At 43.7% G+C, this 23347-nt stretch carries 21 protein-coding genes; 10 read left to right on the top strand and 11 right to left on the bottom strand.

Annotated elements, in window-relative coordinates; translation table 11 throughout:
- Nucleotides 1-124: 124 nt before the first annotated feature.
- Together J5X92_RS18160 and sbcD are read right to left on the bottom strand one after the other, a co-directional pair.
- A complete protein-coding gene (locus tag J5X92_RS18160) occupies nt 125-3796 on the bottom strand; it encodes an AAA family ATPase (protein WP_126873063.1) in 3672 nt (1223 codons plus the stop codon).
- A complete protein-coding gene (sbcD, locus tag J5X92_RS18155; RefSeq protein WP_208806239.1) occupies nt 3793-5154 on the bottom strand; it encodes an exonuclease subunit SbcD in 1362 nt (453 codons plus the stop codon). Before sbcD ends, J5X92_RS18160 begins: the two co-directional genes overlap by 4 nt.
- A gap of 190 nt (nt 5155-5344) precedes the next feature.
- Here sbcD and J5X92_RS21165 point away from each other — a divergent pair, with 190 nt between their 5' ends.
- From J5X92_RS21165 to J5X92_RS18145, 3 genes are all read left to right on the top strand, one after another.
- The gene (locus J5X92_RS21165) at nt 5345-5671 is read left to right on the top strand and encodes a hypothetical protein (protein WP_244361035.1); all 327 of its coding nucleotides are present in this window, start codon (nt 5345-5347) and stop codon (nt 5669-5671) included.
- A gap of 129 nt (nt 5672-5800) precedes the next feature.
- The gene (locus J5X92_RS21335; protein ID WP_280115997.1) at nt 5801-6643 is read left to right on the top strand and encodes a methyl-accepting chemotaxis protein; all 843 of its coding nucleotides are present in this window, start codon (nt 5801-5803) and stop codon (nt 6641-6643) included.
- Nucleotides 6644-6731: 88 nt separating this feature from the next.
- Nucleotides 6732-7337, top strand: coding sequence for a YigZ family protein (locus tag J5X92_RS18145; RefSeq protein WP_013785294.1), 606 nt, complete (start codon nt 6732-6734; stop codon nt 7335-7337).
- A 156-nt stretch (nt 7338-7493) separates the two neighbouring features.
- Here J5X92_RS18145 and J5X92_RS18140 read toward each other — a convergent pair whose 3' ends face one another.
- The 3 genes from J5X92_RS18140 to J5X92_RS18130 all read right to left on the bottom strand — a co-directional run bounded on the left by J5X92_RS18140 (nt 7494) and on the right by J5X92_RS18130 (nt 10711).
- Nucleotides 7494-8030, bottom strand: a complete 537-nt coding sequence (locus J5X92_RS18140) for a peroxiredoxin-like family protein (RefSeq protein WP_013785295.1) — start codon at nt 8028-8030, stop codon at nt 7494-7496.
- Between the two features lie 137 nt (nt 8031-8167).
- A complete protein-coding gene (locus J5X92_RS18135; RefSeq protein ID WP_013785296.1) occupies nt 8168-10099 on the bottom strand; it encodes a M1 family metallopeptidase in 1932 nt (643 codons plus the stop codon).
- Nucleotides 10100-10282: 183 nt separating this feature from the next.
- Nucleotides 10283-10711, bottom strand: coding sequence for an organic hydroperoxide resistance protein (locus tag J5X92_RS18130; RefSeq protein WP_013785297.1), 429 nt, complete (start codon nt 10709-10711; stop codon nt 10283-10285).
- Between the two features lie 183 nt (nt 10712-10894).
- Between J5X92_RS18130 and J5X92_RS18125 the strand changes: the two genes are divergently transcribed.
- The 6 genes from J5X92_RS18125 (at nt 10895) to J5X92_RS18100 (ending at nt 16559) form a co-directional block, all read left to right on the top strand.
- Nucleotides 10895-11419: a MarR family transcriptional regulator gene (locus J5X92_RS18125; protein ID WP_244361033.1), complete on the top strand. Its 525-nt coding sequence runs from the start codon at nt 10895-10897 to the stop codon at nt 11417-11419.
- A gap of 321 nt (nt 11420-11740) precedes the next feature.
- A complete protein-coding gene (locus tag J5X92_RS18120; protein ID WP_126873061.1) occupies nt 11741-12988 on the top strand; it encodes a hypothetical protein in 1248 nt (415 codons plus the stop codon).
- Nucleotides 12989-12996: 8 nt separating this feature from the next.
- Entirely contained in the window at nt 12997-13440 is a 444-nt protein-coding gene (locus J5X92_RS18115; RefSeq protein ID WP_041452582.1) for a hypothetical protein, read from the top strand.
- Nucleotides 13433-15037, top strand: coding sequence for a sensor domain-containing diguanylate cyclase (locus J5X92_RS18110; RefSeq protein ID WP_208806238.1), 1605 nt, complete (start codon nt 13433-13435; stop codon nt 15035-15037). Before J5X92_RS18115 ends, J5X92_RS18110 begins: the two co-directional genes overlap by 8 nt.
- A 374-nt stretch (nt 15038-15411) precedes the next feature.
- Nucleotides 15412-16047 carry a hemolysin III family protein gene (locus J5X92_RS18105; protein WP_013785303.1) on the top strand — a complete coding sequence of 212 codons (636 nt, stop codon included), beginning with the start codon at nt 15412-15414 and terminating at the stop codon, nt 16045-16047.
- On the top strand, nt 16044-16559 hold the full coding sequence (locus J5X92_RS18100; protein ID WP_013785304.1) for a hypothetical protein: 516 nt from the start codon (nt 16044-16046) through the stop codon (nt 16557-16559). Before J5X92_RS18105 ends, J5X92_RS18100 begins: the two co-directional genes overlap by 4 nt.
- Nucleotides 16560-16583: 24 nt before the next feature.
- Here the strand turns inward: J5X92_RS18100 and J5X92_RS18095 are convergent, their stop codons facing one another.
- From J5X92_RS18095 to J5X92_RS18080, 4 genes are all read right to left on the bottom strand, one after another.
- Nucleotides 16584-17495, bottom strand: coding sequence for a hypothetical protein (locus tag J5X92_RS18095; RefSeq protein ID WP_208806237.1), 912 nt, complete (start codon nt 17493-17495; stop codon nt 16584-16586).
- A 16-nt stretch (nt 17496-17511) separates the two neighbouring features.
- Entirely contained in the window at nt 17512-18234 is a 723-nt protein-coding gene (locus tag J5X92_RS18090) for a hypothetical protein (protein ID WP_208806236.1), read from the bottom strand.
- Entirely contained in the window at nt 18235-18765 is a 531-nt protein-coding gene (locus J5X92_RS18085) for an RNA polymerase sigma factor (protein WP_159528936.1), read from the bottom strand.
- 93 nt (nt 18766-18858) lie between these two features.
- Complete coding sequence (locus J5X92_RS18080) at nt 18859-19767, bottom strand: hydrogen peroxide-inducible genes activator (RefSeq protein WP_126873054.1); 909 nt, start codon at nt 19765-19767, stop codon at nt 18859-18861.
- A 200-nt stretch (nt 19768-19967) separates the two neighbouring features.
- Between J5X92_RS18080 and J5X92_RS18075 the strand changes: the two genes are divergently transcribed.
- On the top strand, nt 19968-20966 hold the full coding sequence (locus J5X92_RS18075; protein WP_126873053.1) for a universal stress protein: 999 nt from the start codon (nt 19968-19970) through the stop codon (nt 20964-20966).
- Nucleotides 20967-21071: 105 nt separating this feature from the next.
- Here J5X92_RS18075 and J5X92_RS18070 read toward each other — a convergent pair whose 3' ends face one another.
- Both J5X92_RS18070 and phoU read right to left on the bottom strand, forming a co-directional pair.
- Complete coding sequence (locus J5X92_RS18070; RefSeq protein WP_013785310.1) at nt 21072-22340, bottom strand: inorganic phosphate transporter; 1269 nt, start codon at nt 22338-22340, stop codon at nt 21072-21074.
- A 290-nt stretch (nt 22341-22630) separates the two neighbouring features.
- Nucleotides 22631-23347, bottom strand: a complete 717-nt coding sequence (phoU, locus tag J5X92_RS18065) for a phosphate signaling complex protein PhoU (protein ID WP_013785311.1) — start codon at nt 23345-23347, stop codon at nt 22631-22633.

Genomic DNA, 23347 nt, shown 5'->3' with positions numbered 1-23347 from the left:
TGCGCCGTTGAAATTACAACACAGATTAGTCGGCATCACCCCTAAAACCGCCGTGTTGTATGCGATAGTTCATTAAAGGCTATTTTTAGTGTAGCTTCAAAAAACTAAACCTGCCAAATATCCGTCAATTTTCTGTCGCTGAGTAACATTTTTCCAGCGCACTTAACCCAACGCCATTTCGTTTTATTACTTTAAGCTGGGTAGGAATACGTTCTTTCATCGCTTCTATGTGGCTAATAACACCAATCATTTTACCGCTAGCGTTTAGGTTATCTAATGCGTCTAAAGCAACATCTAAAGTTTCGGCATCTAGCGTACCAAAACCCTCATCGAGGAAAAGAGAATCTATACTCGTTTTAAAACTCACTAAATCAGACAAGGCCAGCGCTAACGCTAAACTCACCAGAAAGCTTTCGCCTCCCGATAGGGTTTTAGTATCGCGCACCACATCCCCCTGCCACGTGTCTAATACACTTAAACCTAAACTGTCTTTTGTGTTGCGGGTAAGCTGGTAACGCCCGTGCAACCTATCGAGTTGTTGATTGGCTAAACGAACTAAATTATCTAGCGTTAAGCCTTGTGCAAATCGTCTAAATTTATCGCCGCTGGCAGAGCCAATAAGAGAGTGCAAATAAGCAATATCATCATACGATGTTTCAAACTCACGCATTTCATTGATTAAGCTTTGCTGTTTTTCAATCGCCTGCCTATTACTCTCTAACTGTTGAGATAGTTGCCCTTGTTGTGCCAGTAACCGATCTTTTTCATCATCTTTCTCATTCAAACTTGCCTGTGTCGCTTCTGCAGTTGATTGTTGCCATTTCGTGGCGTGCTCATGTGCTAGTAAAGTGCTGTGCTTTTGCGTGGCGGTATTTAATAACAACTGCGCATTCTGCTGCTCACGCTCAATTAATTGCTTCCTTTGAAGTAAACGCTGGCGTTCCTCATAGGGCAATAATGCACTTAAAAATTCGGTTTCATCAGCAAACGGGCTTTGGCTTAATGCGGAATCGAATTCGACTTGCTTTGCTTCTTTGGCTTGTTGTTTTTCTTCTAACTCTGCAGTGAGTATTTTTAGTTGGGCGGTAGCATTTTCTAATGCTCGCTGCGCCTCACGAAGAGCAGTGTCACATTCTTTATAGCGCTGCTCTTTTACCGATAGGGTGTGCTGAATTTCACGTCTAGCAGCGCCAATATCCCCTTGGGGGAACAAATCATGACGTTTAGCACGTTGCGCTTCACGCTGGGCTTCAATTTCTTGAATACGTGTAGTGTATAATTGGGCTTCTTTATCTGCAGCCGCTTTAATTTCACTTTGCTCTACCAATTTATCTTTAAGGGCTTTTAACTCGTGAGACAAGGTACTGTGCAGATGAGTTTTCTCTTGAAACACTTCCACATCCTTGTGTTTCTGAGCAAGCCACTCAGTGATATTGGCATCTGGTGTTAAACCCACGCTTTCAATCTCATTAATAAGCGTGCTGCGATTATGGGCAAGTGCGCTCTCAATACTAGATTTAGTCGTGTGGAAGTCGTTTAGTTGCCCTTCTAGTTGCGAGACTTTTGCCGTTAAAAGCGCCATCTCACTGTTTATTGATTCTATTTGCTGTTGATGCAAAAGCGTCTTATTTTTGGCTTCGGCTAATTTTTCCTCGCTAGCGTGTATATTGCTAAACTGGGCGTTTAAGCGAGATTGACGTGCTTTGCAGTTCAGCTGAAGCTGGTGAAAAGACTCAACATCTGAAATAACAACGCTAGCATTTAAAGACGACATAGCCCCTTGCCAGTCGGCTTCAAGTTGAGAAAAGGCTGCGAGTGCTTCTGCGATCACCTTCTCGCACTGCTGTTTTTCGAACTCGGCGGTAATGATTTGCTCTCGCTTTTGCGTACCTAGTTTCTCTATATTTTCAAGTGAGCGGGTTAGTTCGTCGCGCTTGGCAATGGTTTCAGGCACATCAATATTCATCAAAGAAGCATCGTGCTCAGTGGCGCCGCACAAAGGGCATGCCTCACCTTGTGAAAGCGTTTGGCGTAAATGCGCAAGCTCGGCATCTAACTTAATTAACGACTCAACGTCTTTTAAATGGCTTTGCGTGGCTTTGTAACTTGCCGCTAACTCTGCCCGCTCTTGTTTAAGGGTTTCTATATTGGATAACAATGACGTTAGTCTTTGCGCCTTTTCAGCATGGCTATTTTTATGATTGATATAAAGCCGCTGCCATTGTTCGCACGACGCAAGAACTGGCCAGTTATTATTAAGTACTGTGATATCTGCATTCACGCTGGCTGTATCACCATTACTAAGGAGTTGATTGAGGCTAGATTCACACAGTGAAACGTTATCTGCGCTTTGTTGATGTAACGCCACCACATTAGTTTTGGCGTGTTGTTTCTCAGCTAAATCGGCCACGGCACTGTCTTTAAGCTGCTGCGTTGCGGTTATTTTCTTGGTTATTTCCGCTAGAGTACTTTCGTCATCGCTAAATCGTGCCGCTTTTTCTTTCCAGCCACTGATTTCGCCTGCCATCTTACCATTTGCCGCATGAACATTAAGGTAGGTGGTTAACTCATCCAGCGTGCGCTTTTTACCTTCAAGTTCATCAGAGTATGTTTGATGGTTTTCTTGCGCTTTGCCCTGCTTTATTTTCGCATCAGCTAACGTCTGTTGGTTTGTCTCAATGCGGTTGGTAAGCTTATTGATTTCACTATCAAGTGGAATGATTTGTTCGTTAATCAGGGTTTCAAAACGCTGTTGATGGGCTTTCGCGTTGGTAAAGTCCGTCTCACTGCTTTCACATTCCGCCTGTCGCTTTTGTTGCTGGCTTTCTAAATCTGGCAATTGCTCTTGTTTCAGGCTGAGATTGTTGGCAATGCGCTGCACATCCTCACATAGCTGACTAAGCGCGGAATGTGGCAAGCGAAGCAATTCCGCAGGCTCACCAGCAACTAATAGCGCTAGTTCGCCCTTTGCCTGTTCATACACGTTATTTGCTTCAACTAATGCCGCGTTCGCCTTAGTAAGCTCTTGTTGATTTTGCTCACACGCCTGTTGCCATTGCAACTGTTCTCGTAGCGAAACAATCTCGGTATTTACAGTAAGTAGCTGGGTTTTAAATTGGTTCAGCTGAGTACTAAGTTCGCTATGCTGCGCTTCACTGAGTAATGCTACGCCTTCCAGTTTTAGTTTGAATTCCCGTTTTGTGGTTTCTGCTGCCTTGTATTTTTCATGAATCGCTTGAGATAACTGGCCATAAATTTCTGTACCAGTAAGCTCTTCTAATAATTCAGCTCTGTCACCTTCGTTGGCATTTAAAAAGGCAGCAAAGTCGCCTTGGGAGAGCATCATCGACTTTGTAAAGCGCGCAAAGTTAAGCCCAGTCAGGCGCTCTATCTCTTCACTCTTTGGCCTCACTTGGGTAGCTAACACTTTGCCAGATTCTACTTCCGCTAATTCCACATCAGCAGATTGTAAATTGCCGTCAGCTTTTCCTCTTGCGCGCCGCATACTCCAAAATGCCCGATACGCTTTACCCTTTATATCGAATTCAACTTCCGCCAAGCACTCTGACGTACCGCGCGTCATAATATCGTTTGAGGTCGCCGAAATAGTGCCCAAGCGCGGCGTTTGGTGATAAAGCGCTAAACAAATAGCATCAAGCAATGTAGTTTTTCCTGCCCCTGTTGGGCCGGTAATGGCAAACAAACCGTTGTCGATGAAAGGAGACTGGGTGAAGTCTATCTTCCACTCCCCTTTTAATGCATTTAAATTTTTGAGCCTAAGGGTAAGAATTTTCATAGGTTACCCTCACTTGCGGGTGAGGTATTAACAGGTGCTTTATTAACAGGTGCGTTATTTTGCTTTTCATCAATAGCGCTGTTCACATCGGTAGCATTGGCACCATCTGCCGCTTCGGTGCCCTCATGTGACAATTGCACATCGTCTACTACCTGCTCGAATAAGGTTTGAACGCGCTGCTTGCGTTGTTGGTCTTCGTCCGACTCAAACGCTTCCAGTGACAATCTAGCATCAAACACCTCATGCACAGACAACTCGCTTAAGTTAACGTTTTCTTCTGCTGAAATGACGCTGGCTCTTTGTTTGCGCATTCGTTTTAATTGCAAAATTTCGGCAGGTTTATCGTCGATTAGCGCTTGAATGCGCTGTTGCAGGTCGGTTAAGTAATCTTGAGTTTCTACTTCAATACACAGCCACGCTGGGTGTTCTGTGCTTGCGCTTTTCACCGCCTCATTTTGCTGTAAGGCAAGCTCAATGTCTTCTAAGTTGCCTCGTAAAACTGCCATCGCTTGAAAACGAGGAATAGGCTTACTTTCTACCTGCACTAGTGATTTGTTTTCGAACGTGGCTATTAATACCTGCTTTTGTGATTTCAGTTCATCGAAACTTAAGGGAATAGGCGAGCCGGAATATCGAATATGATCGCACCCTGCCACTTTTTGCGGTCGGTGAATGTGCCCAAGGGCAATATAATCCGCAGGAGGAAACCCATCAGCTGAAAAGCCTTCTAGCGTACCTATATAAATGTCGCGCACACTTTCACTCTGGCTTACCCCTAACGCAGTTAAGTGTCCGGTGGCAATAATTGGCACTTCTACATGCAATTCCTTGCGTTTATCTAGCGCAATCTGATAAAGGTTGGCGTAGTGCTGCTTAATGGCTTCACCCAGCGCCTGACGTTTTTCAATCGCCGATTTTCCAGCTTCGCTTTTTAAAACGTCCCGAGCACGAATAAAAGGTACCGCGCACAGTATTGCGCCTATGTCGCCATCTCGGGTACGCAAAGGTAAGACTTGCGATTCAGCATTGCCGTAAGTGCTAGCAATAACGTGACAGTTTAAATAAGACAGTAATTCCCTACTTTCATTTAATACCGACACCGAGTCATGATTGCCGGCTAGTACTACTAAGGTGCACCCCATTCCCTGAAAGTTACCCACTAGTTGATGATAAAGCTCCCGCGCGTAACTCGGTGGAGTGCCGGTATCAAAAATATCACCGGCCACGACAACAGCATCTATACTTTCTTGCTCAACCACCTCAAGCAGCCATTTAAAAAATTGCTCATGTTCATTTTTACGGCTTTTGGTAAAGAAACTTTGACCTAAATGCCAATCTGAGGTGTGAAGAACTTTCATGTAAATTGACTCTGAAATACTAGTAAAAATAGAGTAAAAAAGCGTTCAAGTATGAAAAAATAGTAATCGTGAACATTTAGTTATGAAATGACATACCTAAAAATGCACCAATTGCATCTATTGTCTAAACGCGCTTTAAAATTAACCGTTCTATACTTCTTCTACTTTATTAGAAGTTAACGGAGCCGTCATGTTTGTATCCAGTTCACGATATAATAAGGAAGTTTCCTCACTCACGGACGAGAATAACAGCTTAGCGGCGACGCTAAATGCATTGAAAGATAACCTTGCTTACGCAGTGTATTCGGATAGAGGAGATTGTCTATACGCATCTTCTCAGTTCCTACAAATACTCGCGCGCCCATCGTCAGGTGATTATTCATTCAATCACAAAGATCTTCGTGTCCCTGGTGTTCAAAACGACAACGATTACCGTCTATTTTGGCAGTCATTATCAAACGGTGGATCTTACACGAATACCATTGCGATGAAAGCAGAGACAGGCGAGACAAAGTGACTAAAAGCGAACTACGTTAATGTACTCAACGGCAGCAACTCTGAAATTCATGCTATTTATCATGATGTTACCGAACAAGAAAACGCTGTTTTCTCTGGTAAAGCAATTACCGACGCTCTGAATAAGTCGATGGCGGTTATCGAGTTTGAACCTGATGGCACCATTGTTACTGCGAACGAAAACTTTACTGCGACCGTTAAGTACAGCCTTGATGAAATTAAAGGCAAGCACCACCGCATGTTCTGTAAAGACGATTTCTATCAGAATAACCCTCAGTTTTGGCAGTCCTTAGCAAACGGCCAATTTTCTTCGGGAACCTTTGAACGAATCAATGCTGATAGAGAAACGTTATGGCTTGAAGCTACGTACAACCCTGTGTTCGACGGTACGGGTAAAGTGGTTAAAGTTATAAAGTTTGCGTCTGATGTAACAGCGCAAGTTCAAGAAAAGCATGCTATTTCACAAGCCGCCGAGCTTGCTGTATCTACTGCAGAAGAAACATCACAAATTGCCGCAGACGGTGCGTCATCGCTACAACGTAGTATTGATGTATTCCAAGTGGCACTTGATGAAGTTGACCAAACCAACAAACTTATGCATGAACTTAGTGAGCAATCGCTTAAAATTGAAACTATTGTAACCACTATTAGCGGAATTGCCGATCAAACCAACCTACTGGCACTGAATGCTGCTATTGAAGCGGCCAGAGCTGGAGAACAAGGTCGTGGTTTCGCCGTGGTTGCGGATGAAGTTCGTCAACTTGCACAGCGTACTAGTGATTCAACAGTAGAAATTGAATCAGTTGTAGCAGAAAACCGTAAGCTTGCGAATAAATCGACAAGCAAGATGGCGACTGTGAAAGACAATGTTGACCTAAACAGTCAGCAAATCACCCAAGTACAAGGCGTGATGGATGAAATCCTTAAAGGTGCGACAAACGTATCGGAAACGGTTTCAGGCATACTTCGTTAATACAGAGTCATTTCTAATAAAGTAGTAAAACACAAAACGCTGTTGTCCCTGTATTTAGCCTAAAGCGAAACTCAGGTACAATGGCGTGATGTCGTATCCCGTCCCCGCTCAACAGATTGAAACTCTGTACGAGATTAAAAAAAGCAAGTTTATTGCCTTCGCCGCTTTCGCCGATAGCCGCGAAGCCGCTATGGCACATCTAGCAAATGTAAAGCAACAATACCCAGATGCTCGTCATCATTGCTGGGCGTATTTACTTGGCAATCCTCATTCCCCATCCAGCGCAGCAATGGCTGACGATGGCGAACCAAGTGGCACGGCCGGAAAACCTATCCTGAACGTTCTCCAGCACAAAGGTGTAGGCGATGTCATGGTGATTGTTACCCGCTACTTTGGTGGTATTAAGTTGGGCGCTGGTGGTTTAGTGCGAGCTTACTCAGCCTCGGCGCAGCAAGCGATGGAACAATTGCCAACTCGGGAAGAAGTGCGTCTTTATGATGTCTCTATTGATATAGACTTTAAGCACGAGCAATTTATCCGCCATTTATGCGAACAATTTTCGGGCAAGGTAGTGAATTGTAGCTATGCACAGCACGTAACTGTTGATGTGCAATTACCAAGTCACACTATCGACGAGTTTCAAGAAAAAACTGCCGCCATGGCAATTGATTTTACACGCCCTGACAGCACCTAAAGAGTGTGGGTGTTCCCAGCTTTTTCTTACATTTATAACACGTAGTTGTGATAAGCATAAAAAAGCCCGCTTAGCGGGCTTTTGGGTTCTAAAAGAATTACTCAAACAGCAATTTTAGTCGCCGTCAAAGCTATTCATTAACGCTATCCATCAAGGCTATCCGCTAAAGGTGCCGCGAATGGGGTAATCATTTTCTGGATCGCGAATAAATTCCAAACCTGAAACCAGCTGTTCTAAATCAGGGCGTACAAAAGGTGCATTCGCCAACTCACTGATTTGAATTGTGTTGTCTTGATTTAAAATAAACAAGGCAGGTTCAGCGAAATTGTGGTCGGTTTCCTTTTCGCTGCGAGGCACCGAGATGTATAAACCTAGCCCCTTCATATCTTCTTCACTTAAGCCCGAAGCAATAGGGAACGTAATTGATAGGTCTTCAAGGTGCTCTTTCAACTGAGATTGACTATCAGCAGATACCGCGATTAGATCAACGCCTAGCGCTAACAAACGCCCTTTGTAGTCTTCAAGCGCGTTTAAGTATTTGGTGCAGATTGGACAGTGCTTGCCACGATAAACGACCACCATTTTCCAATCACAGCCTTCACGTTTGTTGCTTAATGAAACAGCCTCACCCGTGCTCAGCGTTACTTGCACATCGGGAAATGAAGAATCAGGTTGTAGTTTTTGCGTATACATACAGTCTCCTTAATTGCGTATTAGCTACATGAACCAATTACATTGGTAATATGAGTCATCAGTAGCGCTAACAATCCCGCTAGTGCTACCGATGCTACCTAATTAGTTCTACGCCTTAAGACTTGTAAAGATCGCTTTTACTCCACAAAGCCTTCATTGGCTCTTATGGTTAAAGGATGATAACCCGGTTTTGCTTCTTCAAACGCACGTTTAGCAAATGCTTTGCCTTCTGGGGTTTTCGATAACTCGCGATACAGCGGTTTAACTAACTTGTTACGACCAATCTTAACAAGGTACTCGTACAATCTGTCGTAGGCCGGTTTGTATTCATTTGCCACCGCTATCATCAACCAACTATGGGCTATTTCGTTATTTTGCGTGGTGGTTAACGAGAACGCCGCATCTAATTCAGCTAATTGCTGCGCTGATAGTTCATTTGGCATATTGTTTAAGAAGTATAACCATTCGTGCACAGTCCATAGCTCGGTATCTATATTTACCGCTTCGACTTCACCGGCTAACCAGGCACTGCGAGTGGTATCGATTTTATCGAAGGCATCAGACACTGGCACAGGTGCCCCTTCAGGAATTCCAGGCTCGAATACCCACGTATCGATACGTGCTTTGCTCAACTTATCTGGGTATTGTGCCAATAAGGTTTCATCCAAATAGGCCAAAAACGTATCAGTGGTGATGCTCTTAAACGCAAAATCTTCAAAGTACTGCATTAAAAAAGCATCGAAATTCTTACGGCCAATTTTGTTTTCAATTTCACGTAAAAAGAGCGCGCCTTTCTCGTAAGGAATATTAGAGAAAACATCGTCTGGATTTCTTCCGCGAAGATCGATTGCTAAAATTTCATCTTCTTCGTTTAGGGCTTGTATGTCGTTTTGTAAATCTTGGTACCCCAACACCGCTTCTTTTTTAAATCGCTCGTGGCCGTATATCATTTCCATAATACGGTAGGTTAAATAGGTGGTGAAACCTTCGTTTAACCACAGGTCACGCCACGTGGCATTGGTCACCGTATTACCTGACCAGCTGTGCGCTAATTCATGCGCAATTAGTGACACTAAGCTTTTATCGCCAGCGATAACGGTAGGCGTAATAAACGATAAGCGTGGGTTTTCCATACCACCAAACGGGAAAGAAGGCGGTAAAATCAGTAAATCGTAACGATCCCATTGATACGGACCATAGGTTTTTTCTGTAACTTCTAACATGGCCTCGGTATCTTCAAACTCTTTCGCCGCGGCATCTAACACACTAGGTTCAGCATAAACGCCCGTGCGCTCGCCCATTGGCTTAAATTTCAAATCACCAATTGCCAATGCAATTAAGTAAGACGGTACAGGCTGCGGCATAGTAAACGAGTACTCACCATCACGAGCCGTAGTAGGATCGTTAGAAGCACTCATCACTGCCAATAAAGCTTCAGGTGTATGAATAGTGGCCGTGTAGGTTACCCGAACTTGTGGAGAGTCTTGCAGTGGAATAAAGCTTCTCGCATGCATAGCTTGGGCTTGGGTAAATAAGAAAGGATGTTGCTTTCCAGCGGTCTGCGCTGGGGTTAACCACTGTACACCCGACGCTTCAGGCGAGGTAGAATAAGCAATCGTTAGCTTGTCTGCACCTTCAGGCAATTCAACAGAAAGTGGCGTGCCAAGTTCAGGATCGGCGTCGCCCATATCAAAAGGCACGGCTTCATCGTTAACGGTTACCGATGTAATATCCAGTGCACGGGTATCAAGAACAACCGTATTGAAGTTAGGCGCACTGCGCTCAACGGTTAATGTAGCACTGCCGGATAATTTTGACGTTTCAAAATCTGCCGTTAGGTCTAAATCTAAGTGGGTTACCCGTACTTCGGATGGGTTGGCGAATGAGTGGTAATCTTTACCCGCTTCTATTTCACTGATCACATCTACTTTAGATACTGCGCTCTCGGCAGCAATTTTGCTATCCGCGCTATCAGAAACCGTTGATGGTGTTGTAATTTCTTGTGAGGGTTGTTCGCTACACGCAAACAACATTGGCGCACAAATGGCTACCCAGCCTATATTCTTCATAATACTTCCTGTTATTTTTTCTGTCTTAATCATAATAACAAAGAAGTAGCCTAATGCTTAAGTCCAAAACGACAAGCTACAACACCAAAAGTTAAATTGTCGTTTACCTCCTTCCCCACCTGTATATTGCAGTGTGATTATTTAGTGAGGGAGGAGGTCAGGAAAAAGCGAATAGTAGGCGTTTTACGCTACTGAAATTTGCACATCAATATTGCCACGAGTGGCATTAGAGTATGGGCATACTTGGTGCGCTTTTGCCACTAGGCTCTCTGCTACAGATTTCTCCATATCGCCCAAGTCGACACTTAATTTTACTGCAATAGCAAAACCGACTTCGATAGGTCCAATTGATACATCGCCAGTTACACTAATATCGCTGCCCAGTTTAACTTTTTCAGCCGCAGCGACATGCTTGAGCGCACCAATGAAACATGCTGAATAGCCAGCTGCAAACATTTGCTCTGGGTTAGTGCCACTGCCACCCGCGCCACCTAGTGCTTTTGGTGTTGAAAGAGTAACGTCTAAGCTTCCGTCGCTTGATTTTGCTGTACCTTCACGACCGCCTGTTGCCGTTGCTGTGCCGGTATAAACCACCTGTTGAAGTGTGTGCATTGTATAAATCCTCTTTGGTCTTGCTCAAATTAAGTATTCAATTGAACATAAGTGATGAATGAGAAATGCAATTTATTTTGCATGCAAAATAAATTAACACTAATGCGGCTTGTAGATCAAGTCTTTTGCATGCAAAATATTAATCATAATCTTTTTACTCTCTACATCCTTTCTGGAGCACGCATGTCTGACAAAGCTAGGCTTGATGAATATATGCACGGCGATTTAGGGGCTGAAGCGCTCTCATCAGAAGCACTTTCATCGGAAGCGCTTGGGCCCGACACACTTAAGTTAGAAAGTCAGTTGTGCCATCGTTTTTATACGCTATCTAATGCATTTACTCGCGCCTATCGTCCCCTACTGAAAAGCCTTGATATTACCTATCCACAGTACGTTGTGATGATGGCTTTGTGGGAACAGTCTAATGTGACCATTGCCGAGCTACTCGATAAAACCGTGATAGACGGCGGCGCTATGACACTGATCCTTAAAAAGCTAGAACAAAAAGAATTATTGAGTGTGGTTAAAGATGAACATGATAAGCGTGTACGCCGCGTAGTGCTGTCGAAAGCAGGTGAAAACGCCAAGCTGAAAGCGCTTGATGTGCCTGCGCAAATGCTATGCAAACTAGATGGCATGTCGAAAACTGAAGCGAAGCAACTTGTTGTATTAATGGATAAACTACAAGGGTGCTTTAACGTTGATTGAAATGTATCTGGCTAAGAAAGGCGTAATGGACCAGTCACCGAAAAAAAGTCAGGTTCAATCTGGGCACTTGCAGCAATGACGCTCGCATTTATAGATTTTCCATGCCGATCATTTGCTGGCACGCCTTACTAGGCTACAAAAGTCAGTGGATGTATGGTACTAAAAACTCATTGCAACTGCTTTTTTAACCTACTCATAAAAAACGGCTGATTTATCAGTCGTTTTTTTTTGTTTCTTTACTATGCTTATAGTTGTCAAAATTCAAAAATATAAACGTTTGTCACAGTAATCAAGACCAGACTACGAAGCAGGTATTCATAAATGATAAAAAAGCAGTTTTCTCTCATTGTGGTAATGATGAGCTTGCTGACAACTTTTAGCGTTTTAGCTGAACAAGACAAGCTAAAAGTAAGTGGGTTTGCCACGCTAGCTTCGGCAACCGCTGACACTCGTAATCATCAGTTTCGTACCGATCGTTCACAAGCGGAGATAGCTAAGAAAGATGGTTTTGCCTTTAAGCCTTTGAGTTTAATTGGCGTGCAGTTCGACTACAGTTTTTCACGGAACCTCGATTTTGTTGGGCAATTTGTTTATCGAGAGCAGGATGAACAAAACCTAGGCTCAATCACGCAGATGGCCTTTTTAAGATATGACATCACTCCTTCGTGGCAAGTAAGAGCCGGGAGACTCGCCGCCGATATCTTTCACTTTAGTGATACCAGAGACGTATCAATCGCCTACCCTTGGGTGAAAGTGCCTACAGAGGTTTATGGTATTGTTCCAACCAGAAGTTTTGATGGGGCGGATATCAGCTACCTTAAACCCTACCGCGATTTTAACTTACTAATTAAGGCCTTCTGGGGCCGAGGAGAAAGTGACTTTACCAGAAATGATTATAACCCGATAACCTTTAATGATTTGCGCTCAATAGGCATTGAGTTTGTAGCATTTGATTGGAGCATTGCATTCAAACACACCCAAACCGAAGCAAAAAATGATAATGGAGACACCGCGCTCGTGGCGACATCGGTTGCGCAACTGCAACCGTTTTGGAGTGGCGCCACCACTTTTGCGAACTCATTGAGTTTACGCGGTGCAACTATTCAATACACTTCTGTTTATCTAAATCGCTATCTCGGCGATTGGGAAATATCTGGCGAGCTGTCACATATTGATTCTGACTCAATTGCATTAAGGCACTCTTTAAATGGATTTGTGAATATAAGTTATCTCTATGGTGCGCATACCTTCTACGCTTTATATTCATTTGTAAAAACAGACGCTTATTACCTTAGCCAAGAACAGCCAGGCTTTCCGATTAATAAAAGTACATCCGAATTAGCCACCTTAGTGGAAGAAGTCGCCAGTACGTTGGCACATCATCAGCATTCATTCTCTTTAGGCTGGCGGTGGGATTTAAAAGAAAACCTCGCGTTTAAAGTACAACTTGAGCGAACCGATATAAATGCAAGAGGTAGCGGCCTGAGAGCCCGTGAGGGGCTAGTTGTTAATGATGAAGATGATAACGTGGCGCATACCCTGTTTTTTGCTCTAAGTTATAGTTTTTAGGGGCTGATATGAAATTTTATAGCCCCGTCCCCCTCATCCTAACTGCGCTGATAGCATTACACAGCGTCTCTTGCTTTGCATACACGTCAGAGAAGATTGTTGTGGTTACAAATCAGAAAAATGAGATGGAAGTACTGGATAAAAAAGGCTTAATTAATCTATTTATGGGCAAGTACTCTGCATTTCCTAATGGAAAACAAGCGACGCCCATCGATATAGAAGTTGAGGCTAAACTTAAAGCAGAATTTTACCAGGCATTAGTCGGTTTACCCCCTGCTCGCGTGAATGCCTATTGGTCTAGGTTAAAATTTTCAGGCCGCGTTAAACCGCCTGAAATCGAACTGACAATAGATGATGTTAAGCAGCGACTAGAAGAGGATGAGTCCGCCTTAGCTTATGTTTACGAGTCTTATGTTACCGACAAGATGAAGGTAGTGTATCGTTTTGATTAATATTCGTGGTCTAGGTTTTCGTTTTGCACTTTTCTTGGTGGCTGCCGCCATGTTGGTAGTGATAACTACCGCAGAGTTTTTTTACCGCGCCACATACGAGAACGAGCTTGATGAAGCAAACCACGATATCGAAGAACTTTATCGAACAGTTGGTGCAACCGCGTCCATAGCGGCATTTTTAGAAGAAGAGGATTTAGCCAAAGAAGCGATTAATGGATTGGTTAAAAGTGACAAAATTCTCGCGGCGTCTATCAAAAGTGACGCTTTGTATTATCAGCTCAACGTTACCGATGCGATTAACAAAAACATAGAACCTCGGGTATTTCTAGTCCGACACCCTTTCATACCAGAAGAAGCATTAGCTGAGGTCAACATATACCCAAACTTTGACCATATTATCCATCAAGCCGAGAAAATAAGTAACGACAATAGTTATTCACTGTACGTAGAAGCGCTTGTTGTGGGTATTGTTGCCTTAGTCATTACTTACTACATCATTATTTCCCCCATGCTTCGTGTGGGACGTTCACTGCATGAAATTACCCCAGGCACAGCACAGCGTATTGCTGTGCCTGAATACCACTCTGACAGTGAAATTGGTGCTTTTGTACATGATACCAATCAGCTGTTAAGCAAAGTCGAAGATCAGTTCTCCCAAGAAAGGCAATTAAGAGAAGAAATTGAGTTTTTGGAAAAGCGCTTTAGGATGCTTTTTGAAAATGCGAAGTCAGCCACGGTGTTAATGACTGAAAGTGGAATAATAGAACTTAGGAATAAAGCTTTTATAGATCTTGTTGTAAAAATTGGCCTTGAAGAAAAACAGGACTATGGAGAACTGTTAGAAGAGTTATTTGAAAACCCTGCTGCAATAAAAACCTCACTGCTAGAAGCGTTTTCCCGTAACGAGTTTGCCACTGGCGAATTTAAACTGAAGTCCGGGAATAATAAAACCGCCATTTGGGTTCAATTGATTGCCAGCCCGTTGATGACTGAAGAGGGCGAGCGTTTTTATCAAATAACCTTCAATGATATTTCAACTCGAAAACGTGAACTGCAAAATCTGGCACTGCAAGCAGACTTCGACTCACTAACCGGCATATACAATCGAAATGGTGGTGAAAAACTCATTGCTAAGTTGATGAATAAAGGCCATCACTTTGCACTCGCGCTAATCGACCTGAACGGCTTTAAAGCCGTAAATGATATTTTCGGTCACGATGCGGGCGATGAAGTACTTATCTTCGTATCTGAACAATTAAGAGACAAAATTCGTAAAGTTGATGTGGCAGTGCGCTGGGGAGGCGATGAATTTGTACTGCTTTTACAGGCCGAAGACGAAAAGGCGGTTGAAACAGTCATATCAAAGGTGAATAAAGGAATTAAGCAGCCGTTTTATTTTAATGATGATACAACCCCCACTGTTGTCTCTATGAGTGTGGGCGTTGCTTTTTACCCTCGCATGAGTCGCAACATGAATACCTTAATAAAGTTAGCAGATATCGCCATGTATAAAGCTAAGCAGAATAAGGTCGCGGCACCCGATGATTATCTGATGTTTGCCGAACCTGAAGGGTTAGATAGCAGCGACAATCAGTAATAATAAACCTACCTAAGTTTCTTACCTTACCCTCATTGATACTCCAGCCCACCAAATATCTGGCTCAAATGTTCACTTCAAATACCTAGCCTCAAAACTTAACCGAGACGCTACATTAAACACATTTACCGATTGTCATTCAAACGCACAAACGCAATGAAATAAGTGGCGAATATTTTTTAGTATCAAAGATACTTAAGATCACGTTTTCATTAACGTGCAATTTAAAATTGTAATACTCGCCGATTACGCATCTGTTATACTTGAGCGAACAAGTGTACGCTGAAAAGCGCATGTGCTATGAAAATGATAAAACGCTTAGATGCAAAAAGTATTAGTTCGGCCGCTAGATGAAAGCAGAGTTGGAGGAAATCATGACAAGCATTACGGCAAAAGCCTATTCTGTACTTGAAGAATGGCTTAATAGTATCAGTCACGGTGTTGGTTTTATTGCTGCCATTGTAGGCATGGTATTTCTGCTCTACCGTGCAGATAACACACTAACCATTACTGCCGGTGCAATATACGGTGCTACGCTCATTCTTATGTTTTTGAGCTCTACCCTTTATCATGCAACATCACACCATAGGGCAAAGGGCTGGTTAAAGCTATTCGACCACAGCGCAATATATTTACTGATAGCAGGTACTTACACACCTTTATTATTAGTGTCTATTGGCGGCGTGCTTGGTATTACCATGACGGCGGTAATTTGGTGTTTAGCAATAGGTGGCGTTGCCTTTAAACTTGTTGCTAAGCACCGCTTTCCAAAAGTATCCGTAATGACTTACCTATTGATGGGATGGATTGCCATTGGGCTTATTTACCCGTTGTATGTTGCGCTACCAGGGGCGGGTTTGTGGTTACTGGTCGCGGGTGGTTTGTGCTTTAGCCTTGGGGTATGTTTTTATGTGGCGAAAAAGGTAAAATACACTCATGCTATTTGGCATGTGTTCGTATTAGGCGGGTGCAGCTGCCATTATTTCTCAATATATTATTATGTGGTATGAATAAAAACGAATCACCATCTGTATCTCAAGGTACAAATAGCCAAATCTCTCTTGCGTGGTTTTCACTTATCGCTGGCAAAATCTGTCTGGGGCAAAAACCGACATCAGACACCTATGCAAGATTAAAAGGGTTGGGTGTGACTCACCTTGCTACGGTACAAACTGGAGAGGAAGACGCCCCTATTATTCGCGATGGTGCTAAAGCAGCCGGGTTAGAATGGATATGGCTGCCTTTTTTACACCCTTCAGCAGATTCACCTACCGATGATGTTCACTTGCATCAATATCTGCACGAACTGTCGCAGATGCTAACTGAAGGCGCCAGTGTGTACTTACACTGTTATGGTTCACAGCATCGCTGTAGCTTACTGTTTTATGCCTTATGTCATTATTGCCGCGTGCCTTCAAACAGTGCATACAGTGCATTACATAGCTTTGGGGCAAGTTCGGCGAATGGGTTGTCGCGGGGCGAACTACAATGGGCAGCAGAACTCGGTCATACCGCCCCTTAGTTAGCGCTGGTTGTGAAAGTACAGCTAGAATGTATAAATAGTAGCGCTGGTTAATAGCGCTTCGGCGTCAATCCGCTCTTGCACGCACGCTTTTATATTCGCTTTGCTAAACACATAAATTCGGTCGTGTTTGTTGTTATCATCGCCGTATTCAAAGTCTTTTAATATCATGCTGACGTGCTCTCCTTCAGGTAACCCCCGAAGTCCTGCGCCAAATCGGCAAAATGTGCTACCAATGCTGGCTTCAAAATTAGCCAAAAATGAACGATAGGCTTGCTGACGACTTTCTTTTTGCTTAGCTAGTTTCGCTTGCCGCTCACCTTCTAAATGACGCACCTCTTCTTCGAGCTCTGCTGACTGCGCACTTATAGATGCTAAAGACGATTCAATTTCCTGCATTTCTTTTTCAAGCGCTTCTTTTCTATCGTCATCAGCTTGTCTTAATTCAAAAGACATATCGCGCTTGCGGCGCTCTAGCTCGCGAGTTTCCCACGCTAATTCTCTAGAGCGAGAGCGGATATCATGTATATGGTCGTTGTTATCTTCAAAAACCTCGGCAATTCGACGGCTTGCTTCGCCTGCAAAATCTTCCCATTCACGGCTTAGCTCAAAAACAATACCACCACCTTCTGGGGCAACCGGCGCTGCTGGAGGGGTTGGCATTCCTTCCACCATGGTTTCTATATCGTGGATCCAATCAGCACTTTTGCCGCGTACTGACACAGTGAATACTGCCCCCTGCCCCGCTAGATAACTGCTTTCTAGTCGCGATACTCGCCACCCTTTTGGGTTGGCGTTTTGGCGAAAAGCGGTATTCATTACGCCCGACATAATTTCCAATTCATCTGACAAAGACGCATAAGAAGTAGCATTACTTTGGGCAAAGGTTAATGCACTAACGCTAGTTAGTAAGCAAAGAGATAATAGTCTTTTCATAAGGGCTACCTATTGGTTATTCGTCTACTGGAGACGCTGAATTCGAGTTGGGAAGCACAACGCTATATCCCATACCTATGCCATCAATTTCATCTTGTAATTTGCTGAACTGACGGGCGTAAAATCGCTGATCATCAATGCGCTGATCGTTAATAAATTGAAGTAACTCAGCAAAGTCTTGCTTACGCGCCTCTCGACTAGAGGCCAATAAATACTGAGTGAGTTCGGCACTCGTTTGTTGTTGCTGTGCAGCAAGTGATTGTGCATATTCTTTAAACAACACTTGATTCGCTTCTTGGTACATTTCCCGCTGCTGTTTTACTTGCTGGCGCACTTGCACACGTACTTGTTCGGCAACCAAGCTTGATAGCTGCTCGGCATCTACATTGCTTGGTGTTTGCGCCGTTAGTAACTTCCCATTATCTTTATTGGGCATACCCGTAAACACCAATACAATGGCAACCGCGGATAGCGCACAAGCCAGTGCAGGGAAGCCTTGCCACTGAAACCAACTCGATTTATCTTGTGCTGGAAATAGCTGTGCTTTATTCCAATCAGGCACTGGGGGCGCAACAAATTCACTGGCGCAGCCTGCCAGAGCACTGGCATTATCAGCCGCAGCGGCAAACACGCTATCTTGGGCGTATTTTTTAGAAAATGTCGCTTTCTGTTCTTGGGTAAGACTGTTGTTTACCCACGCGATAATTAATGCTTCATTGGTATGGTCAGGTTGATTCATTTATTCCAACTCCAACTTTAATTTGGTTAGTGCGCTATACAAACGCGACTTGGCGGTATTAACCGAAATATCCATTTGCTCTGCAATTTCTTCAAAAGTGAATTGCCCAAAAAATTTCAGCTCCACCACCGCTTTCTGTGCCAAGGGCAAAGCTTGCATAGCTTGCGTTACCGCCCGACTTTGGCGGTCGCTGGTAAGCTGCATTTCAGGGCATGAAGCTTCACATAGAGGCTCTGAAATATCATCAATGTCAGTAAACGCTTTTCGCTTTCGGTACAGCTCCATACATCGACAGTGAGCTATTCGATACAGCCAGCTTTTAAATGTACCGTCGCCGCGATAATTCGCCAGGCTTCGATAAACCGAGACAAAAATATCCTGCATCAAATCAGAGGCGTCATGGCTATTTCCGGTCATGCGGATACCGTATTGGTACATGGCCGTTTCATAGCGCGAAATAAGCGTGAACCACGCTTTTCTGTTGCCTTTTAATGCTTGTTGTACGAGTTTTTCATCCCGTTTTATGAACACTGCGTTCCCCGCGATATAGGTGTTTTTTTATATTCCCTACTCTTACAGTCGAGGCAGTGGGCGAAAAAGTTTGAAACTTTTTCGCCAAAAACGTTATTTAAGGGTGGGAACAGGGAGAAGAGGAGAGATGATTTCGCCAATACGACGAAACAATTGCATACGCGTGGTGCCTGAACGCCACACTAAACCTATTTCTCTAAAGCCTTGCTCTTCGGCGGCAAAACTTTTTAAGTTGGTATGTGCCAAGATAGATTGGTTAATGGCAAGCTCGGGTAAGAAGGTATAACCCATTTTACTGTTTGCTAGCTGAACCAAAGTGTACAAGCTACTGGCAGCTACAGAGCTTATTTGGTCGCTGTGCTGAAGGTTACATGCACTAACCGCGTGGCCGGTCATACAGTGCTCTTGTTGCAGTAAGAAAATACTCTTCTTAGGTAAAGAAGAAATATCGACGGGATCGGGCAATTTGTCAGCCATTTCTTCATGGGCCACAAGATGGAAAGGGTCGTGCCCCAATACCATTTGCTTACACCCTGGCGTTTCCATCGGTAACGCTAAAATAAGTAAGTCTAAACGCCCATCTATTAATTGCTGAAGTAGCTTTTCTGTCGTGTCTTCTTGCATCTCTACGTTGATGTCAGGCAAGAAGGCGTTAAATGCTCCCAACATGCCTTCAAACAAAAATGGCGCGATGGTGGGGATAACCCCTAGCTTCAGTGTACCTCGTTGCCAATTTCCTGCATTTTGTGCGTATTCCACCAGCTCACCGGCTTCTTGCAGCAGCAACTTGCTTCGTTCAACAATATCTAACCCCAATGAAGTAAACACAAAGGTCTTGTGTTCCCGTTCCAGCAACTGGCTACCAAAATGTTCTTCTAGGTTTTGAATTGCCGTGCTCAATGTAGATTGGCTTACATTACAACGCTGGGCAGCGCGGTGAAAATGCTGCTCTTGATATAGGGTAACTAGGTAATGTAAGTGTTTGAGATTAGGCCACTTCATAACAACTCTTTACTGATTAGGAAATTAGGTTTTAATCTAGCACAAAGATTACAAAAGACCCAATAAGAATACGGTTATTACCCTTTTATGAAATCGCACTTTGTTATGATGTAAATCATGCTTTCAAGGTAGCAAGCTTGCAAATCAAGCGTTAGGATGAAGAATAAGAACGTATAGCGCCTCAATAGCTAAGGATTTCTATGGACAGCCATTTTACTAATATTTTATGTGTACTCAGTGACTCACATCGCCAAGACGATGTGGTTGCCCAGGCCATTCATATTGCAAAGAGCAATCAAGCATCACTAACCATTATGCTTACCTTAGAAGCCCTGCCCCCTAATGCAAATATGGTAATGGAGTCATTTGCCTATATCGACTCACACCAATCTATGGAGTCTCAGGCAAGAAATTGGCTTACCGAGCAGGAAGAAACATGGTCGAAAGAGTACCCCGTGCAAACCGTAGTCAAAATCGGACACCCACTGATTGATATTGTAACCGACGTGCTAAGACACCATTACGACTTGGTTATTAAACGAAGCGAAGAAGGCTTTTTAGACCGCCTATTTGGCGGGTTAGATATACGCCTGTTTCGTAAATGCCCCTGTCCGGTTTGGGTGTTAAGTAAGAAAAACCGTAGCCAATATAAAAACGTGGTGGCGGCACTCGATTTAAATTATCACTACCCTAAACACGAAATCTCAATTCGCAAAAAGCTTAATTTAGATATATTACGCCATGCCGCCCGCATCGCTATGTTGGAATTTGCACAGCTTCATATTGTGCATGTTTTTGATGCAGTCCCGGAGAACATCGTACGAGATGGTTTTATTACCGTAGACAATGACCAAATGGAAACCGACCTCGCCAAAATTCATGACGAGAGAGAGCAAGCCCTCGAATCGTTATTAAGCGAATTAGAAAGTGAACTAGCCCCTGACATTATCGACTTCTTGCAACCTGAAAAGCATATTGTGCATGGTTATCCTCGTAGAGAGATAGCGGCTACCACAAAATCACTTAATACTGATGTTATTGTAATGGGTACTGTGGCCCGTATTGGCGTTCCAGGCTTTATTATGGGCGGTACGGCAGAAGAGACTATTCAACAACTTAACTGCGCGGTGGTAGGCATTAAGCCCGAGGGGTTTGACTCTCCCATCAAGCTTGATGAATCTGAACAGGCTGAAGAGTAGCGAATACAAAATAGCGCGGGCTTCCGCGCTATTTAAATATACGCGTTATTAAAAAAACAAAAACCGCGTTAAACGCGGTTTTTGTTTTCAAATCTTAATAGGCAATTAAACGCCGAAAGCTGCCTTCAGTGCGAAGAAGAAAATAATGGAAAGAATTGCGCCTGCAGGCAGGGTAACAATCCACGACACCACAATATTTCTTACGATGCCGAGATTAAGCGCAGACACGCCTCTGGCCAGCCCCACACCTAACACCGCGCCCACAAGGGTTTGCGTAGTTGAAATAGGAAGACCGGTTCCTGACGCTATCACTACAGTAGTAGCTGCCGCTAATTCGGCCGCGAAACCACGGCTTGGCGTAAGGTGAGTAATACCTTGGCCGATAGTTTTAATGACGCGGTGACCGAATATGGCTAAACCAAGCACAATACCCAAACCACCAAGCGGTAAAATCCACCATGCGAGGTTGGCACTGGCATTAATTTCACCGCCAGATGTCACCACACTCACTACCGCAGCCAATGGCCCAATAGCGTTAGCAACATCATTTGAACCATGCGCAAATGCCATACAACAGGCAGTAACAACCATGAGTAAGGCGAACACTTTTTCCACATTGGCAGCTTGTAAATCAGCGTCTTCTGAACCGCTGAACTTCATGCGACCAATAAACCACTTACCAATTATGGCTAATATAATAGCGATAATCACAGCCAATATATAACCGTTCACGGCGCTCATTTCTAAGCCCACGTGTTTAAGCCCTTTTTTAATGGTAACTAGCGACATAATGAAGCCTGCTAGTGCCATATAGAACGGAACATAACGCTTGGCATTTTCAAACGGAGATTTGGTTTCAAAGATAAGTTTATGGGCACTCATGAAAATAAGGTATGCAATAATGCCCGAAATAGCTGGCGTCACTACCCAACTACCAACAATGCCGCCTACTTTGCCCCATGCTACCGCGTCCATACTAACGCCAGTTGCGGTAAAGCCGATAATAGCGCCAATAATAGAATGCGTAGTAGATACAGGCCATCCTAGCCAAGATGCAAAGGCTAACCATATACCTGCTGCAAACAGAGACGAAATCATACCGAGTACGAGGTACTCAGGAATAGCGGAAAAATACTCTGGATCAATAATACCCTTACGAATGGTAGAGGTTACTTCCCCACCCGCCAAGTATGCTCCGGCGAACTCAAAAATCATGGCAATAACAATTGCCTGTTTTATTGTTAACGCTTTAGAACCAACAGATGTTCCCATTGCATTGGCGACGTCATTTGCACCAATACCCCAAGCCATAATGAAGCCGACACCGGCAGCAAGGAGAATAAGAATGAGACCATAACTCTCGAAAAATTCCACGGATAACCGCTCCTGATCTTTACGCGATTTAAGCTAGCTACTGCCACATCACCCGACAAATGTACGGCTATGATGAAGACAAAAAATGATAGTTACACGGCAAAACGATTCTTAGCAAAGGCTTAGATTATTTTTTGCACGAATTATACTTTGCTGCGGCGCATGATAGCGTAATCGTCTGCAGAGCCATAGTGAAAATCTACGAAAAAACAGAAAACGCAACGGAATTAAATTCATACGATGATAATTTGGGCAAGTGTTGCGGTTTTGTGACAGTTTTTGAGCATTTTTTAACTCAAATCTTCTAACTTTTGATGAATGTTTTCTAGCGGCGTATGCCTTACATCCGTCCCCCTGGTTAAATAAACTACGTATTCGCACACGTTTTTACACCTATCTCCAATCCGCTCTAAGGAACGCATGGCCCACAACACGTCTAGCCAGTCTTGCATATCTTCTGTGGTTTTTTCCATTTCTGTGGTGGTGTAGGTAAGCAGGCGTTTATATTCGCTGTCTATTCGGTTGTCTTGTTTATACACCGCCAAGGCTGCACTTTCATCCTGACGCGCAAACGCATCGAACGTACCCCGCATCATCGCCGCTACACGTTCGCCGATTAACAACATGCTGCTTTTAATAGTGTCAGAGCTGGGTAATTTATTACGGGTGACCAGCTTAGCGATACGTTCTATTTCGTCGCCCATTCTTTCAATGTCGGTGATGGCTTTAGAAATGGTCATGATTAAGCGCAGATCGCTTGCCGTAGGATGGCGCTTGGCGATAATTCGAATACATTCTTCATCTATCTGGATTTCCATAGAGTTAATCTTAAGGTCATTCAACACCACTTTTTCTGCCAAGCCAGGGTGGTTTAATTTAAGCGCTTTTAAGGTATCTAATAATTGCTGTTCTACTTCGCCGCCCATGGTTAATACCGAGTTTCTTAAATTTTCCAACTCAATATTAAAGGTTCCGGAAATATGGGTATTAAGTGCAACCTGACGCAT

Source organism: Alteromonas sp. K632G (assembly GCF_017653625.1).
GTDB lineage: Bacteria > Pseudomonadota > Gammaproteobacteria > Enterobacterales > Alteromonadaceae > Alteromonas > Alteromonas naphthalenivorans.
Note: the sequence above shows the minus strand (reverse complement) of the source record. Positions and strands in the feature narration are given on the sequence as shown.